A 14,726-nucleotide genomic window follows, 5' to 3' on the forward strand; every position below is an offset into this window, starting at 1 on the left:
GGATCGGCATAGACCGCCACACTGGCGATCCCCGCGTCCCGGCACGCACGAGCGACACGGACAGCGATTTCGCCTCGGTTGGCGATAAGCACCTTGCGCACGATGGCTCCCTCCTTGAAACAAGGTGAGTTTAGGTACTGGCGACACTCTGTGCCGACCCGACTTCCGGGGTGACCTTGCCCACACGGAGCGTGAAAGGGGAGCCGTTCCCGGACCGAAGTCCCCAGGTCCTCCACGGTACGCCGGGTCATCTCGCGCGCCCGCCGCCTGATGTTGTGGTCAAGGTCTCGGCGGGCGCCCGCGAGCGACGCCGCCGATTCTTTGTGGAGTCCCTACGAACGGGTGACACAAAGTTTGCGTGCCGTCCCGGGCGGTGAGGGTCCGTTTCCAGAGATCTACCCGCCGGTAGGGCGGCTGATGTCGTGCAGGCCGTGGAATGTGGCGACCTGCGCCGCCGTCCGCCGCAGAGCCTCCGTCACCTGCCGTCCGCGGCGGTGGAACTCGTCGAGCGGCAGCGCCGCCGACACGGCCGCGGGCGCGCCCGGCGCGAGCACCGGCACAGGGACTGCCACACAGGCCACCCCGGACGCGCACTCCTCGATCTCCACAGCCATGCCCTCCCGTCGCACCTGCCGCAGCTGGGCGTCCAGCCGTTCCGCCGAGGTGATGGTGCGGGGGGTGACGGCGGGCATGCCGGTCACCGTCAGCTGGCGCATCCGGGCCGCGCGCGGCAGGGCCGCCAGCAGCACCTTGCCGTGGGCGGTGGCGTGCGGCACGGTGTCCCGGCCCGTGGTGAAGCCGCCGGTGGCGGGGTGCCCGGTGGCGGCACCGGCCAGGACGGCGACACCGCCGTCGCGGTAGGCGCTGAAGTACGTGTCCGCGCCCGCCGCGCGCCGGGCCGCGACGAGGAGCTCCTGCAACTCGTCGGCCAGGCGCATCTGCCGCTGGAAGGCGCGGTGCAGGGCCGGGAGGCGGTAGCCGAGGGCGTAGCCGGCGGGCGTACGGACCAGGTGGCCGCGCGCGGTGAGGGTGCCCAGCAGCTCGTAGACCGTGGACAGTCCGCAGCCGAGCTGCCGGGCGAGCGCCTTGGCGGGCACGGGCCCCTCGGACGCCGCGACGGCGTCCAGCAGGTCCAGGGCGCGGTCCAGGGACTGCGGCATGGCGGGCGGGCTCCTTCACGGGGCGTACGGGCGGGCCTTCCAGATTCGCACAGGCGCGCGGCCCGCGAAGTATGCCTGGCGTGCCCGAAGTTCCCCCGGGCGGCTCAGCCGTTCGTGACCGATATGGGCGGACATCGTTGAAGAAGTCATGATCAAGCGCATCGCTGCCGCTGCCGCTCTGGCCGGCGCCGCACTGTCCCTGTCCTCCGCGGCCACCGCCGTCGCCGCGCCGACGCCGGTCGCGCCGCCTCCGTCCTCGACCGCGGGCGACATCCACGTCACCGCGCCCGAGCGGGGCGCCCCGGCGAACGATGCCTCGGGGAAGGGCACTCCGGCGAAGAGCAAGCCCATGAAGGGCACGCCCGCCAAGGGCGCCCCGGCGAAGGGCGCGCCCGCGAAGAGCACTCCGGCGAAGGGTGCGCCGGCCAAGGGCGCGCCCGCCAAGGCCGCCCCGGCGAAGGCGGCCCACGGCAAGGCCACCCCCGGCAAGGCCACCCCCGCCAAGGCCGCCCACGGCAAGCAGGCTCAGGGGCAGGGCCAGGCCAAGGGCGCTCAGCCGCCGGCGGGCGCCCCCATGGCGCCCCCGGCGCCGGACGTCGCGCCCTCGCAGGACCAGAGCCTGCACCCCGGCGTCATCAACGGCCTCAGCAAGCTCAACCAGCTCAACCAGCTGAAGCAGGTCGGCCAGGCCACCAGCGCGCTGCCGCTCTAGAGCCGCTCCAGGGCGCGTCCGAGCCCCGTCGGCCCCGCCGGCCCCCTCAGGCCCACAGGTCGGTGATGCCGGTGCCGAGCTCGGCGAGCAGGTCCCGGAGCAGCGGGAGCGACAGGCCGATGACGTTGCCGGGGTCGCCGTCGATGCCGCGGACGAACGGTGCCGACCGGCCGTCCAGGGTGAAGGCCCCGGCGACGTGCAGCGGTTCGCCGGAGGCCACGTAGGCGGCGATCTCGGCGTCGGTCGGCTCCCCGAAGCGGACCGTCGTGGAGGCCGTCGCCGAGGCCCTGCGGCCGGTGGCGGTGTCGATGACGCAGTGGCCGGTGCGCAGGACGCCGGAGCGGCCGCGCATGGACTTCCAGCGGGCCGTCGCCTCCTCGGCGTCGGCGGGCTTGCCGAGCGCCTGGCCGTCCAGCTCCAGCACCGAGTCGCAGCCGACGACCAGCGCCCCGGCCGCCGCCTCCTGGACCGCCACGGCCGCCGCCTTGGCCTCGGCGAGGACCAGCGCCAGCTCGGCGGGGGTCGGCGCGTCGAGGGCGTCCTCGTCGACCCCGCTGACGATCACCTCGGGGGCGAGGCCGGCCTGGCGCAGCAGGCCGAGGCGGGCGGGGGACTGGGAGGCCAGGACGAGGCGCCGGGACGGGGTGCGGTTGCTCATGGGGGCCAGGGTAGGCGGTCCCGGACCCGGTCCCGCCCCCGCTCGTACCCGGCTCCGGCTCACTTGCCGAGCACCGCCCGCATGACCTTCTGCGCGATGGGGCCCGCGAGCTTGCCGCCGGAGATCTCCTCGTCCGGCACGTTGTCGTCGGGCTCGACCATGACCGCCACCGCGACGGGCGAGCCGTCGGCGGTCTTGGCGTAGGAGATGAACCAGGCCAGGTTCTTCCGACCCGCGCCGCGCTCGGCCGTGCCGGTCTTGCCGCCGACGGTGACGCCGTCGATGAGGGCGGCCTTGCCGGTGCCCTTGGTCGCGGTGTCCTCCATCATCCGCTGGATTTTTTTCGCCACCTCGGGCGAGACCGCCCGGGACATCTGCTCCGGCTGGTGCTTCTCGAGCGTCGAGAGGTCGGGGCCGCGCAGTTCCTCGACCATGTAGGGCTTCATCAGCTTGCCGTCGTTGGCGATGGCGGCCGTCACCATGGCGACCTGGAGCGGGGTGGCCGTCAGGCTGCCCTGGCCGATGCCGGCCATGGCGGTCTGGGACGTGTTGATGTCCTGGGGGAACGTGCTTTTGCTGGCCCGGACCGGGACGAAGTACTCCTGGTTGAAGCCGAACTTCTCGGCCGTCGCGCGCAGCTTGTCCTTGCCGAGATCGGAGCCGATCTTGCCGTAGACGGTGTTGCAGGAGTTCTGCATGGCGACGTTGAGCGAGGCGTTCTTGCAGGGGGCGTTGGGGTTCTGGTTGGGCAGGCGGGTCACCGTGCCCGGCATGATCCAGGGGTCGGGGGAGTCGGTGGCGGCGTCGACGTCCGTGTAGAGGCCGTTCTCCAGGGCGGCCGCGGCCGTCACGATCTTGAACGTGGAGCCGGGCGGGTAGGTCTCCCGCAGCGCCCGGTTGTTCATCGGCTTGTCCGGATCCTTCTGCAGCGCGTCCCACGCGGCCTGGTCCTTCTTGCCGTTGCCGGCGAAGACGGACGGGTCGTACGAGGGCGTGGAGGCCAGGGCGAGGATCCCGCCGGTGCGCGGGTCGAGGGCGACGACCGCGCCCTTGCGGTCGCCGAGGCCCTGGTAGGCGGCCTTCTGGGCCTTGGGGTCGATGGTGGTGACCACGTCGCCGCCGCGCGGCTTCCTCCCGGACATCATGTCGGCCGTGCGCTGGAGGAAGAGGCGGTTGTCGGTGCCGCTGAGCAGCTTGTTGTTCACGCCCTCCAGGTAGGAGCTGCCGTAGCTCTGCGAGGAGTAGCCCGTGATCGGCGCGTACATCCGGCCGTCGGTGAAGGTGCGCTTGTACTTCAGGTCGCCGTCGGTGGTCGCCGAGCCCGTGACGGGCCGGCCGCCGACGATGATGTCGCCGCGCGGCTGGGAGAAGCTCGCGATGGCGACGCGACGGTTGTGCTCGTGATCGGCCAGCTCGTCCCCGCGGACGAACTGCACCCAGGTGGCGCGGACGAGCAGAGACAACACGAGCAGCCCGCTGAAGACGGCTATATGGCGTACGGGTTTGTTCATGGTCCGACCGACTCCCACGGATGTCCCGATATGTGCGGCATAACACTGGCCATGACGTGAATCGGGCGAATGTGGTTGCGGTCAGGACAAACCTATGAGGCGACTGTGACGGAAGGGGCGGGCGGCGATACGCCGAAGAGGGCGGGTGTCAGAGCGTCCCCAGCAGGAGGAACAGCAGCATCACGCCCACGGCCAGCACGAGACCCGCCCGCCTGAGCATGTCCTGCGCCTCGCGCAGTTCCTCGGGCGGTTCGTCGGACGGGTCGGACCAGAGCATGACCTCCATGGTCGGCCCGGAACGGCGAGGGCGCCTGAGTACGCGTACTCAGGCGCCACGGCGCGGCACGGCGGGCGTGCTCAGGCGGGCCAGTACGTCGTGCGCCAGGCGCGCGGGCCCGGGTGCGGCGTACGGTGCGCCGCCGCCAGCCGGGCCGGGTTCGACCACTCCGAACGGTCCGGGGCCTCGGGCGCGGCGGCGGCACCCGCCGCCGCGCGGGCCCGAACCACCGCCAGTGCGGCGGCCAGCTCCTCCGGTGTCGGGTTGCCCCGTACGACCTTGATCACGTCAGCGTCCCTTCGTCGGTGATCGTCCTCGCCGCGCCCCGGCACGGGCGCGGCCCTGGTGGCCTACAGCGGGATGTTGCCGTGCTTCTTGGGCGGCAGCACCTCGCGCTTCTCGCGCAGCGCCCGCAGCCCCCGCACGATCTGGCGGCGCGTCTCCGACGGCATGATCACCGCGTCGACGTAGCCGCGCTCGGCCGCCGCGTACGGGTTGAGCAGCGCGTCCTCGTAGTCCGCGATCAGCTTCGCCCGCAGCTCCTCCTGCGCCTGGGGCGTCTCCGCCGCCGCGAGGGAACGGCGGTGGAGGATGTTGACGGCCCCCTGGGCGCCCATGACCGCGATCTGGGCGGTCGGCCAGGCCAGGTTGAGGTCGGCGCCCAGGTGCTTGGAGCCCATCACGTCGTACGCCCCGCCGAACGCCTTGCGCGTGATCACCGTGATCAGCGGGACCGTCGCCTCCGCGTACGCGTAGATCAGCTTGGCGCCGCGCCGGATGATGCCGTTGTACTCCTGGTCGGTGCCCGGCAGGAAGCCCGGGACGTCGACGAAGGTGAGCACCGGCACGTTGAAGGCGTCGCAGGTGCGCACGAAGCGGGCGGCCTTCTCGCTGGCGTCGATGTCCAGGCACCCCGCGAACTGCATCGGCTGGTTCGCCACGACGCCCACCGGGCGGCCCTCGACCCGGCCGAAGCCGGTGATGATGTTCGGCGCGAACAGCGCCTGCGTCTCCAGGAACTCGCCGTCGTCCAGCACGTGCTCGATCACGGAGTGCATGTCGTACGGCTGGTTCGCCGAGTCCGGGATGACCACGTCCAGCTCGCGGTCCGCGTCGGAGACCTCCAGGTCGGCCTCCTCCGGGAAGGCCGGCGGCTCGGAGAGGTTGTTGGACGGCAGGTAGGACAGCAGCGCCTTGACGTAGTCGATGGCGTCCTTCTCGTCCGCCGCCATGTGGTGCGCCACGCCCGAGGTGGTGTTGTGCGTCCGGGCGCCGCCCAGCTCCTCGAAGCCGACGTCCTCGCCGGTCACCGTCTTGATGACGTCCGGCCCGGTGATGAACATGTGCGACGTGCTGTCCACCATCACCGTGAAGTCGGTGATGGCCGGGGAGTACACCGCGCCGCCCGCGCAGGGTCCCACGATCAGGGAGATCTGCGGGATGACGCCGGAGCCGTGGACGTTGCGCCGGAAGATCTCGGCGAACAGGCCCAGCGCCACCACACCCTCCTGGATGCGCGCGCCGCCGCCGTCGTTGATGCCGATGACCGGGCAGCCGGTCTTCAGCGCGAAGTCCATCACCTTGACGATCTTCTCGCCGTAGACCTCGCCGAGCGACCCGCCGAAGATGGTGAAGTCCTGCGAGTACACGCAGACCGTGCGGCCGTCGACCGTGCCGTAGCCGGTGACCACGCCGTCCCCGTACGGGCGGTTGGCGTCGATGCCGAAGTTGGTGGACCGGTGCCGGGCGAACTCGTCGAGTTCGACGAACGACCCCTCGTCCAGCAGCAGATCGATCCGTTCGCGCGCCGTCAGCTTCCCCTTGGCGTGCTGCTTCTCCACCGCCCGGGCGGAGCCGGCGTGCGTCGCCTCCTCGATCCGGCGCTGCAAGTCCGCGAGCTTGCCCGCGGTGGTGTGGATGTCGAATCCAATGGCGTCTGGCTCGGACACGGGATGCGGCTCCTGCTCGTCCAGAGGGGTGGGACAGTCCGGTAAGGGTGGGACAGGCCGTGCTACCGGTTCGTAGGGTAGCCGCGCGGATGCGCTGCGGCAGTGCGTCGTTGGCCACATCGCGACCGTCCGGTTTCCCCCGCACTTCTCCTCCTATGGTGGCCTTCATGACCCCCTCCGACGCTTCCGGAAACCGCTGGTCCGATCTCGACCGGCCGCCGCTCAACCCCGTCGCCCTGCGCCGCGGTCTGCTGCGCCCCGGCGCCCTGTGGACCTCCGTCGACGTCGTCCGGCGAACCGGCTCCACCAACACCGACCTCGCCTCCTCCGCCGGACCGGAGGGCGCGGTGCTCGTCGCCGAGGAGCAGTCCGCGGGCCGCGGCCGGCTGGACCGCACCTGGAGCGCGCCCCCGCGCTCCGGGCTCTTCTTCTCCGTCCGCCTCACCCCGGGCCCCGGCGTGCCCGTCGAACGCTGGGGCTGGCTGCCGCTGCTCGCCGGCGTCGCCACCGCCACCGCGCTCACCCGCGCAGCCGGCGTCGACACCGCCCTGAAGTGGCCCAACGACCTGCTCGTCACCATCGACGGCGCCGAGCGCAAGACCGGCGGCATCCTCGCCGAGCGGGCCGGCGACAGCGTCGTCGTCGGCATCGGGCTCAACGTCTCGCTGCGCGCCGACGAGCTCCCCGTGCCCGCCGCCGGATCGCTGGCGCTCGCCGGGGCCCGCGTCGTCGACCGCGATCCGCTGCTGCGGGCCGTGCTGCGCTCGCTGGAGGAGTGGTACGAGGCGTGGCGCGCCGCCGGCGGCGACCCCGCCGCCTGCCGGCTCCAGGACGCGTACGCGGCAGGCTGCGCCACCCTCGGCCGCACCGTACGGGCCGAACTGCCCGGCGGTCGCGAACTGGTCGGCGAGGCCGTGGCCGTGGACGGCGACGGGCGGCTGGTGCTGGCGACCGCCGAGGGCGTGCAGCGGCCGGTGGGCGCGGGCGACATCGTCCACCTGCGCCCGGCCGGGGCGTGAGGACCCCGGGCGGCCGGGCCGGGCGGCCGGGCGTCTTAATGGGCGCGTAAAGGAGTCCCGTAAAGGTCGTAAAGAGTGAGCGCGGGGCCGTCAGGAGAGTGAGCTACGGCACACCTGACGTATCGTTGTGCCGGGAACCCAGGCAAGCAGTGATCGGCAGGGCAGTGCGCACGGATCGGACAGGGGGCGGCCGGTGACCGCCGACGAGACGGACAGTGCGGCGCGCCGAACCGCCCAGGAGGAGTTCGGCGAGGAGGGCGGCGACGAGGGCGGAGACCCCCTCGCGCTCCGGCTGGAGGCGCTGATCCTCGGCGCCGAGCGGCGCTACACCCCCTTCCAGGCCGCCCGCGCGGCCGGGGTGTCCATGGACCTCGCGGCCCGCTTCTGGCGCGCCATGGGCTTCGCCGACATCGGCCAGGCCAGGGCGCTGACCGAGGCGGACGTGCTGGCCCTGCGCCGGCTCGCGGGTCTGGTGGAGGCGGGGCTGCTCAGCGAGCCCATGGCCGTGCAGGTGGCCCGGTCCACCGGGCAGACCACGGCGCGGCTCGCCGACTGGCAGATCGACTCCTTCCTGGAGGGTCTGACCGAGCCTCAGGAGGGCATGACCCGCACGGAGATCACCTATCCGCTGGTCGAGCTGCTGCTGCCCGAGCTGGAGGAGTTCCTCGTCTACGTCTGGCGGCGGCAGCTCGCCGCCGCCACCGGCCGGGTCGTCCAGGCGGCCGACGACGCCGAGATGGTCGACCGGCGGCTCGCCGTCGGCTTCGCCGACCTCGTCGGCTTCACCCGGCTGACGCGGCGTCTGGAGGAGGAGGAGCTCGGCGAGCTCGTCGAGGCCTTCGAGACCACCGCCGCCGACCTGGTGGCCGCGCACGGCGGCCGGCTGATCAAGACGCTGGGCGACGAGGTGCTGTTCGCGGCCGACGACGCCGGTACGGCCGCCGAGATCGGGTTGCGGCTCATCGAGACGCTCACCCACGACGAGACGATGCCGGAGCTGCGGGTCGGGATCGCCTTCGGCACGGTCACCACGCGGATGGGCGACGTCTTCGGCACCACCGTCAACCTGGCCAGCCGGCTGACCTCGATAGCGCCGAAGGACGCCGTCCTGGTGGACGGCGCCTTCGCGGAGGAGCTCGCGCGCAGCGGCGAGGCGCCGAAGTCGGAGGCGGAGGTCGCGGCGGCCGAACAGGCCGGCGAGCCGCACGCCGAGTACCGGTTCGCGCTGCAACCGATGTGGCAGCGGCCGGTGCGCGGGCTCGGGGTCGTCGAGCCGTGGCTGCTCACGCGGCGGGACACCTGACGGACGGGGCGGTGGGCGGTGATCGCCTCCCGCCTGCCCGCCCGCCGGGGCCTTCCGGGCGCGCCCGGCGGCTGCGATGATCGCCGGCAGTCGGTTCACGATCGTTCACGTCCGCCGGAGGTCGTCGCAATGAGCACGGGTGAGCAGCTGAGCAGGGATGAGCAGCCGGGCACGGAGGAGCAGCGGTTCGGCGAGTGGGTCGCCGTCCGCCGCCACGAGGACGGCCACGTGGCCGAGCTCGTCCTGGACCGTCCCAAGGCCATGAACGCCGTCTCCACGGAGATGGGCCGCCGCATCGCCGAGGCCACCGCCGCGCTGGCGGCCGACCGCGCCGTACGGGCCGTCGTCCTCACCTCCACCCACGAACGCGCCTTCTGCGTCGGCGCCGACCTCAAGGAGCGCAACTCCTTCACCGACGCCGACCTCGGCCGCCAGCGCCCGTACGCGCGCGCCGCCTACACGGGCGTGCTCGACCTGCCCGTGCCGGCCATCGCCGCCGTGCACGGCTTCGCGCTGGGCGGCGGCTTCGAGCTCGCGCTGTCCTGCGACGTGATCGTGGCGGACGCCACCGCCGTGGTGGGGCTGCCCGAGGTGTCGGTCGGGGTCATCCCGGGCGGCGGCGGCACCCAGCTGCTGCCGCGCCGCGTCGGCGCCGCCCGGGCCGCCGAGCTGATCTTCAGCGCGCGGCGGGTGGAGGCCGCCGAGGCCGGCCGGCTGGGCCTGGTCGACCTGGTCGTCGAGGAGGGCCGCGACCGCGCCGAGGCGCTCGCCCTGGCCTCCCGTATCGCCGCCAACTCGCCCGTCGGGCTGCGGGCGGCCAAGCGGGCGCTGCGGCTGGGGCACGGGCTGGACCTGCGGGCCGGGCTGGAGGTGGAGGACGCGGCCTGGCGGACCGTGGCCTTCTCCGGCGACCGGGCCGAGGGCGTCGCCGCGTTCAACGACAAGCGGAAGCCGAACTGGCCCGGCGAGTGACGGGAAACCCGTGGCCCGCTTACGGCAATCCGTGGCCCGGTCGTAAAGCGGAATGAGTCCGACGTTCTTACGCTGGAGTGCGGAAGCCGCGCACGGCGGCTGAATGCGAGGCTCGGGTGGTGGGTGACGGGGACCGCGACGACCACGACGCCCGCCTGCGGGCCGTGGTGGAACTGTCGCAGGCCATGGCGGCGGCGCAGGGGCTCGACGAGGCCGTCGAGGTCGCCGCGGAGGGCGCGCGGCGGGCGCTGGGCGGGACGTTCGCGGCGGTCTCGGTGTGGGAGCGGGAGCGGGGCCGCCTGCGGGTCCTGGTGAACGCGGGGGACCGGGCGGCGGGGGAGGAGCGGTTCCCCGCCGACGAGTCCTATCCCGTCCACGACTACCCCGAGATCACCGAGTTCCTCCACGAGGAGTGGACGGGCGGGCAGCCGCGGGCCTGGGTGGAGACCACCGAGGCGGGCGCCGCCGCCGGCCCGGACGAGGGTGCCCGTACGGACGCGGGGAGCGGCGCGTACCGGCACCAGCGGGTCGCCGATCTGCGACGCCGCGGGCGGGGCTGCTGCGTGGTCGCCCCGATCGTGCTGCACGGGCGGGCCTGGGGCGAGCTGTACGTCGCGCGCCGTGTCGGGGCGCCCGTCCTCGGGCCCGCTGACGCCGAGTTCGCCACCGTGCTGGCCGCGGTGACGGCCGCCGGGATCGTCCAGACCGAGCGGCTGGAGGAGGTACGGCGGCTCGCCTTCACCGACCCGCTGACCGGGCTGGCCAACCGGCGCGCGGTCGACGCGCGGCTGGACGAGGCCGTGGAGGCCCACCTCGCGGACGGCACGGTGGTGAGCCTCGTCGTCTGCGACCTCAACGGCCTCAAGGCCGTCAACGACACCCTGGGCCACGCGGTGGGCGACCGGCTGCTGGAACGTTTCGGGTCGGTGCTGTCGCTGTGCGGGGCGCGCTTGCCCGGCGCCCTGGCGGCGCGGCTGGGCGGGGACGAGTTCTGCCTGCTGACGGTGGGTCCGGCGGCGGACGAGGTGGTGCGGGTGGCCGGCGAACTGTGCCGTCGCGCCGCCGGGTTGGAGCTGGGCGAGGGCGTCGCGTGCGGAGTGGCCTCAACGGGGGACCCGATCGGGGAGGTGCGCTCCGCGCGCCGGCTGTTCCGGCTGGCCGACGCGGCGCAGTACCGGGCGAAGGCGGCGCGGTCGGCGCGGCCCGTGGTCGCGGGGCGTGACGGGGGCCTGGCGGATCCGGTGGTGCGGATGGCGGACCGGCCGCCGCCGCCCGTGCCGGGGGCGGGGACGGAGCGCCGCCGGTTCCGGGGGCGCTCGGGGTAAGGCATGCGTCCGTGCACGCGTTGTAGCAGGAGGGAAGCCGGAGGAGGGCACGGGAAGGGCGTGAGAAAAAGGGGTAGTGACAGCTGGCGATTCAGTCCCTAGGGTGCCTGAATATGGATATGCACACTGTGGTGGTGGGGACGCACGGAACGACCGCGGCGGACGTGATCTCCGTAGCGCGCGGCGCCGCACGCGTCGTCGTGTCCGAGGAGGCGCTGGCCGCCGTCGCCGCCTCCCGGCAGGTGATCGACGACCTGGCCGCCAAGCCCGATCCCGTCTACGGCGTCTCGACGGGCTTCGGTGCCCTGGCCGTGCGCCACATCAGCCCCGACCTGCGCGCCCAGCTGCAGCGCAACATCGTCCGTTCGCACGCGGCCGGCATGGGCCCGCGCGTGGAGCGCGAGGTCGTGCGGGCGCTGATGTTCCTGCGCCTGAAGACGCTGGCCTCGGGACACACGGGCGTACGCCCCCTCGTCGTCGAGACCATGGCCGCCATCCTCAACGCGGGGATCACCCCCGTGGTGCACGAGTACGGCTCGCTGGGCTGCTCCGGCGACCTCGCGCCGCTCTCGCACTGCGCGCTCACGCTGATGGGCGAGGGCGACGCCGAGGGGCCCGACGGCGTCGTCCGGCCGGCCGGCCAGCTGCTGGCCGAGCACCGGATCGAGCCGGTCGAGCTGCGCGAGAAGGAGGGGCTGGCGCTCCTCAACGGCACCGACGGCATGCTCGGCATGCTCGTCATGGCCTGCGCCGACCTCGCGCGGCTGATCACGTCCGCGGACGTCACCGCCGCCCTGTCGCTGGAGGCGCTGCTCGGGTCCGAGAAGGTCCTCGCCCCCGAGCTCCACGCCATCCGCCCCCACCCCGGGCAGGGCGCCAGCGCCGCGAACATGCTCGCCGTCCTGGCGGGTTCCGGGCTCACCGGGCACCACCAGGACGACGCCCCCCGGGTGCAGGACGCCTACTCCATCCGCTGCGCGCCGCAGGTCGCGGGCGCCGGCCGGGACACGCTGGCGCACGCGCGGCTGGTCGCGGACCGCGAGCTCGCCTCCGCCGTCGACAACCCGGTCGTGCTGCGCGACGGGCGCGTGGAGTCCAACGGCAACTTCCACGGCGCGCCGGTCGCGTACGTGCTGGACTTCCTGGCCATCGCGGCCGCCGACCTGGCGTCCATCGCCGAGCGGCGCACCGACCGGCTGCTCGACAAGAACCGCTCGCACGGCCTGCCGCCGTTCCTGGCCGGGGACGCGGGCGTCGACTCCGGGCTGATGATCGCCCAGTACACGCAGGCGGCGCTGGTCAGCGAGATGAAGCGGCTGGCCGTGCCCGCGTCGGTCGACTCCATCCCGTCCTCCGCCATGCAGGAGGACCACGTCTCCATGGGCTGGTCGGCGGCGCGCAAGCTGCGCACGGCCGTCGAGGCGCTGGCCAAGGTCGTCGCGGTGGAGCTGGTCGCCGCCACCCGGGCGATCGAGCTGCGCGAGGGCCTGAAGCCGGGCCCGGCCGCCGAGGCGGTCATCGCCGCGGTGCGCGCGGCCGGTGTGGAGGGCCCGGGCGGGGACCGCTTCCTGGCCCCGGACCTGGCCGCCGCGGACGCCTTCGTACGGGCCGGTGGCCTGGTGGAGGCCGCCGAGAGCGTCACGGGCCCGCTGGCCTGATCCCGGGGGCCCGAGGAGGCCCTTTCCCCGGGCCGGGCCCTTAACGAGCCGCCGTGCGCGACCTGCGTACGGCGGCCGTGACCATCGCGCCCCCGGCCGCCACGAACGCGATGCCACCGAAGAGGTACGGCGTGGTGTCCACGCCGCCGGTGTCCGCCAGGGCCACTTCGGACGTCCGCGGCGCTGTGGCGGCCGGGGGCTTCGCCGTGCGGTGGTCGGGCGTCGCGTTGGCGCTCGGTACGAACCACATCGCGCTCAGCAGTGTGCCGGCGGCGACGGCGGTGAGCAGCGGGCGACGGGTGGTCACAGGATGAATCCCCCTTGCGACGATGGAGATTGGGGGTCGTGGAGCTTCGGCGAGTCCCGACTGACACGATGTTAGTGATACCGGTGGCCCGGGGGGAAGTCGCGGGGGTGCGGGGGCCTGTGGAACCTGTGTAAGGCCGTTGTCAAGACCCCGTTTGCCATGGTTGCCCCCGGAGGGGATTTACTGGCGTGGTCTTCCCCACAATCGCCCGGGGCGTGGAACGGACCGGAGGGCGCAGGCGTTCCCTAAGTAGTAGCCGGGATACGTGTAGCCCTACGAGCCCCACGATCGGCTCGGGGGATTCCGGGGTCCAGGAACGATGGAGATGCGTGTGATGACGTACGGCAAGCGCCGCAAGGGCCTCGTGGCCGCGGCCGCTGTGCTCGGTGGGGTACTGACTCTGGCCGCCTGCGGTGGCGACGACGACGCCAAGAGCGGCGGCGGCGACGGCAAGGGCAAGTCGCAGGGTCAGGTCGACGCCGCGGCGGCCAAGGACGCCTCCAAGGCGCAGATCAAGATCACACCCAAGGGCGGTACCACCAACGCCGGGATCTCCGCCGACGCGGTCGGCGTCACGGTCAGTGACGGCACGCTCACCAGCGTCAAGATGACGACGGACAAGGGCACCCCCGTCGAGGGTTCAATATCTTCGGACAAGAAGAGCTGGAAGCCGAACAAGCAGCTCGAGCGTTCGACGAAGTACAAGGTCTCCGCGGAGGCCACGGACGACAAGGGTCGCAAGGCCACCGAGAACTCGGCCTTCTCCACCGTCTCGCCCGACAACAGCTTCATCGGCTCCTTCACCCCGGAGGACGGCTCGACCGTCGGCGCCGGCATGCCGGTCTCGATCAACTTCGACAAGCCGATCAAGGACCGCAAGGCCGTCCAGTCCCACCTGGCGGTCACCTCCAGCAGCGGCCAGCAGGTCGTCGGTCACTGGTTCAACGACCAGCGCCTGGACTTCCGCCCGCAGGAGTACTGGAAGGCCGGCTCCCAGGTCACCCTGAAGATGGACCTGGACGGCGTCGAGGGCGCCCCGGGCCTCAAGGGCGTCCAGAAGAAGACGATCAAGTTCACGGTCGGCCGGGTCCAGGTCGCCACCGTCGACGCCAAGACCCACCAGATGACGGTCGTGCGCGACGGCAAGACCATCAAGACCATCCCGATCTCCGCGGGCAGCCCGACGAGCCCGACGTACAACGGCAAGATGGTGATCTCCGAGAAGTTCGTGGAGACCCGGATGGACGGCTCCACCGTCGGCTTCACCAAGAAGGACGGCAAGGGCGAGTACGACATCAAGGACGTGCCGCACGCCATGCGGCTGTCCACGTCCGGCACCTTCATCCACGGCAACTACTGGGGCAGCGGCGTCTTCGGCGTCTCCAACACCAGCCACGGCTGCGTGGGCCTGGAGGACAAGCAGGGCGCCAACGACCCGAACACCCCGGGTTCGTGGTTCTACACCAACTCGCTGCTCGGTGACGTCGTCGAGGTGAAGAACTCCGACGACAAGACCATCTCCCCGGACAACGGCCTCAACGGCTGGAACATGGACTGGGCGAAGTGGGTCGCGGGCAGCGCCACCGGCTCCTGACCCGCACCTCGCGGCCCGGCCGCGGGTGAGAAGGCCCCTTCGACGGGTGACGTCGAGGGGGCCTTTCCCACTCCCGTGGGAAGTCCGGCCGTGACCCGGCGGCGGCCATGACGCAACCGGGCGGCGCGCTGGGGGTCGCCCACGAGTGGACGAAGGCGCGCAGCGGGGCGAAGCTCTGCTCAACGGGCCGTAGGGGCCGTCCGGCCGCGCACTCACGGTGACCTCCGGTGGGGGCGGGTGTAGGTCACGCTATCCGCCGGACGGCGGTGAGGTGCCGCTCC

The 14,726-nt window shown here is 72.8% G+C and carries 15 protein-coding genes; 7 read left to right on the top strand and 8 right to left on the bottom strand.

The window, feature by feature from the left end:
• Together AC07BS_RS27680 and AC07BS_RS27685 are read right to left on the bottom strand one after the other, a co-directional pair.
• The coding region (locus AC07BS_RS27680) for a biotin carboxylase N-terminal domain-containing protein (RefSeq protein WP_158786612.1) at window positions 1–101 on the bottom strand (101 nt) is incomplete at its 3' end.
• Window positions 102–395: 294 nt separating this feature from the next.
• Window positions 396–1,160: an IclR family transcriptional regulator gene (locus AC07BS_RS27685; RefSeq protein WP_478934836.1), complete on the bottom strand. Its 765-nt coding sequence runs from the start codon at window positions 1,158–1,160 to the stop codon at window positions 396–398.
• A 148-nt stretch (window positions 1,161–1,308) separates the two neighbouring features.
• Here AC07BS_RS27685 and AC07BS_RS27690 point away from each other — a divergent pair, with 148 nt between their 5' ends.
• Complete coding sequence (locus AC07BS_RS27690; protein WP_478934837.1) at window positions 1,309–1,872, top strand: hypothetical protein; 564 nt, start codon at window positions 1,309–1,311, stop codon at window positions 1,870–1,872.
• Window positions 1,873–1,918: 46 nt separating this feature from the next.
• Here the strand turns inward: AC07BS_RS27690 and AC07BS_RS27695 are convergent, their stop codons facing one another.
• The 5 genes from AC07BS_RS27695 to AC07BS_RS27715 form a co-directional block, all read right to left on the bottom strand.
• The gene (locus AC07BS_RS27695) at window positions 1,919–2,530 is read right to left on the bottom strand and encodes a Maf family protein (RefSeq protein WP_478643166.1); all 612 of its coding nucleotides are present in this window, start codon (window positions 2,528–2,530) and stop codon (window positions 1,919–1,921) included.
• A gap of 59 nt (window positions 2,531–2,589) precedes the next feature.
• Window positions 2,590–4,041, bottom strand: coding sequence for a peptidoglycan D,D-transpeptidase FtsI family protein (locus AC07BS_RS27700; protein ID WP_478934838.1), 1,452 nt, complete (start codon window positions 4,039–4,041; stop codon window positions 2,590–2,592).
• Window positions 4,042–4,189: 148 nt separating this feature from the next.
• Complete coding sequence (gene mmpB / locus AC07BS_RS27705) at window positions 4,190–4,318, bottom strand: morphogenic membrane protein MmpB (protein WP_478643161.1); 129 nt, start codon at window positions 4,316–4,318, stop codon at window positions 4,190–4,192.
• Window positions 4,319–4,398: 80 nt separating this feature from the next.
• Entirely contained in the window at window positions 4,399–4,605 is a 207-nt protein-coding gene (locus AC07BS_RS27710; RefSeq protein WP_478643158.1) for an acyl-CoA carboxylase subunit epsilon, read from the bottom strand.
• Window positions 4,606–4,668: 63 nt separating this feature from the next.
• Window positions 4,669–6,267, bottom strand: a complete 1,599-nt coding sequence (locus tag AC07BS_RS27715; RefSeq protein ID WP_478643156.1) for an acyl-CoA carboxylase subunit beta — start codon at window positions 6,265–6,267, stop codon at window positions 4,669–4,671.
• Between the two features lie 167 nt (window positions 6,268–6,434).
• Here AC07BS_RS27715 and AC07BS_RS27720 point away from each other — a divergent pair, with 167 nt between their 5' ends.
• From AC07BS_RS27720 to hutH, 5 genes are all read left to right on the top strand, one after another.
• Window positions 6,435–7,286: a biotin--[acetyl-CoA-carboxylase] ligase gene (locus AC07BS_RS27720; protein WP_478643155.1), complete on the top strand. Its 852-nt coding sequence runs from the start codon at window positions 6,435–6,437 to the stop codon at window positions 7,284–7,286.
• 193 nt (window positions 7,287–7,479) lie between these two features.
• Window positions 7,480–8,589 carry an adenylate/guanylate cyclase domain-containing protein gene (locus AC07BS_RS27725; RefSeq protein WP_478643153.1) on the top strand — a complete coding sequence of 370 codons (1,110 nt, stop codon included), beginning with the start codon at window positions 7,480–7,482 and terminating at the stop codon, window positions 8,587–8,589.
• Between the two features lie 129 nt (window positions 8,590–8,718).
• Window positions 8,719–9,561 carry an enoyl-CoA hydratase/isomerase family protein gene (locus AC07BS_RS27730; RefSeq protein WP_478643151.1) on the top strand — a complete coding sequence of 281 codons (843 nt, stop codon included), beginning with the start codon at window positions 8,719–8,721 and terminating at the stop codon, window positions 9,559–9,561.
• A 185-nt stretch (window positions 9,562–9,746) separates the two neighbouring features.
• Entirely contained in the window at window positions 9,747–10,886 is a 1,140-nt protein-coding gene (locus AC07BS_RS27735) for a GGDEF domain-containing protein (protein ID WP_478643258.1), read from the top strand.
• 113 nt (window positions 10,887–10,999) lie between these two features.
• Window positions 11,000–12,544 (top strand): histidine ammonia-lyase, encoded by a 1,545-nt coding sequence (hutH, locus tag AC07BS_RS27740; protein WP_478643149.1) that lies wholly within the window; start codon window positions 11,000–11,002, stop codon window positions 12,542–12,544.
• A 40-nt stretch (window positions 12,545–12,584) separates the two neighbouring features.
• On the opposite strand, the gene AC07BS_RS27745 is transcribed toward hutH, so the two are convergent.
• Window positions 12,585–12,851 (bottom strand): hypothetical protein, encoded by a 267-nt coding sequence (locus tag AC07BS_RS27745; RefSeq protein ID WP_478643147.1) that lies wholly within the window; start codon window positions 12,849–12,851, stop codon window positions 12,585–12,587.
• Window positions 12,852–13,170: 319 nt separating this feature from the next.
• Between AC07BS_RS27745 and AC07BS_RS27750 the strand changes: the two genes are divergently transcribed.
• Window positions 13,171–14,445 (top strand): L,D-transpeptidase, encoded by a 1,275-nt coding sequence (locus tag AC07BS_RS27750; protein WP_478643144.1) that lies wholly within the window; start codon window positions 13,171–13,173, stop codon window positions 14,443–14,445.
• Window positions 14,446–14,726: the final 281 nt, after the last annotated feature.

This window comes from Streptomyces sp. NPDC044063 (genome assembly GCF_056434285.1).